At 72.0% G+C, this 1320-nt stretch carries 3 protein-coding genes; 1 reads left to right on the top strand and 2 read right to left on the bottom strand.

Going from position 1 to position 1320, the window contains the following annotated elements; translation table 11 throughout:
- A partial coding sequence (locus AB0O00_RS39890) for a DUF664 domain-containing protein (RefSeq protein ID WP_363659563.1) occupies nt 1-68 on the top strand: 68 nt, incomplete at its 5' end.
- Between the two features lie 78 nt (nt 69-146).
- Here AB0O00_RS39890 and AB0O00_RS39885 read toward each other — a convergent pair.
- Together AB0O00_RS39885 and AB0O00_RS39880 are read right to left on the bottom strand one after the other, a co-directional pair.
- Nucleotides 147-947: an alpha/beta fold hydrolase gene (locus tag AB0O00_RS39885; RefSeq protein WP_363659562.1), complete on the bottom strand. Its 801-nt coding sequence runs from the start codon at nt 945-947 to the stop codon at nt 147-149.
- Between the two features lie 45 nt (nt 948-992).
- The coding region (locus tag AB0O00_RS39880; protein WP_363659561.1) for a MerR family transcriptional regulator at nt 993-1320 on the bottom strand (328 nt) is incomplete at its 5' end.

Genomic DNA, 1320 nt, shown 5'->3' with positions numbered 1-1320 from the left:
AGTACGCCCGCCACTGCGGGCACGCCGACCTCCTGCGCGAGTGCGTCGACGGACGCGTCGGCCAGTAGCGGCGTCATCCCGCCATCGGCAGGGCAAGGCAGAACAAGCCCCGTACAGGCCCCCTGCCCCGCCGACAGCGAGTCGCCTCAGCCCCGGGGTCCGAGCACGTCCAGCCACCGCCCGAACAGCTCGCGGACCGCGCCCGCGCTCTCCACCTGCGGGTTGTGCCCGACGCCGTCGAGCACCGCGACCGTCATCCGCGGATAGTGGTCGAGCAGCGCGAGCTGGTCGCGCCAGCCCACGAGCGCGTCCTGCCGCCCGGTGACCAGCAGGTGCCGCCCGCGGTGGACGGGCACACCGTCCTCCGGCCACGTGGGGAGCAGGAAGTCGGCCTCCAGCTCGGCGGCGGCCGTTCGGTCGTGCGCGTTCCAGCCGGGCACGAGGTATCGCCGGAAGAGGTCCCAACTCGCCTCCGTTTGGCGGGCCATGACGGAGCCGAACACCTGCCGGTCCGCGGGCGACAGGCCGGCGAGGAACTCGTCGTCCCGCTCGACCGCCGTCTCCTCGGGCAGCGTGCGGTCCTCGCCCCAGCGGACGACCGGCACGATCAGCGCCGAGCCCAGCACCTGCTCGCCGAACTCCGCCGTCACGGCCCGCGCCAGCTGCCCGCCGAACGACTGCCCGACGACGGCGAACCGCTCCTGTCCGACGAGTTCGCGGATCCGCGCCATGACGGCGTCGGCCATCGTGCTCGCGGAGGTCGTCCCCGGCAGGCGGGGGCTGTTGCCGTGCCCGGGAAGGTCGAGGTAGATGCGCCGCCACCCGGGCCGGTCCGCGAACGCGGGGTCGAGGGGGAGGAGGAGCCGGTGGTCGATCGTGTAGCCGTGGATGAGCACGACCGGGGTGCCGTGGCCGAACTCGGCGTGCCAGATGCGGGAGTCGTTCATGACGGTCAGCGTGCAACCCTCACATATGTGTCAAGGTCAAACGCCTCAGGTCGACGCGGGATCCAGCGCCGTGGCGCGGACCGCCTCCAGATACTCGGCGATCGCGTCCCGGTTGCGCGTGAGGCACCGGATGCGGTCGCTCATGCGGTCCCGCTCGTTCTCCAGCGTCGCGATCATGTCGGGCGTCGCGTCCGCGAAGTGGATGACGCGCGGCTTGTCGAGGCACGGCAGGATCTGCTTGATGATCCGCGTCGGCAGCCCGGCGTCGAGCAGCCCGCGGATCTGGACGACGCGGTCGACGAGGTACTCGTCGTAGTCGCGGTAGCCGTTGGCCGCGCGCTCCGGCGTGATGAGCCCCTGCTGCTCGTAGTAG

The sequence above is a fragment of the Kitasatospora sp. NPDC093558 genome (assembly GCF_040683475.1).
GTDB lineage: Bacteria > Actinomycetota > Actinomycetes > Streptomycetales > Streptomycetaceae > Kitasatospora.
This window is presented reverse-complemented; position numbering and strand designations above follow the sequence as displayed.

Bases quoted from the DNA above. Each gene is read 5' to 3' on its own strand.
- AB0O00_RS39885 (WP_363659562.1), bottom strand. From the start codon at position 947: ATGAACGACTCCCGCATCTGGCACGCCGAGTTCGGCCACGGCACCCCG.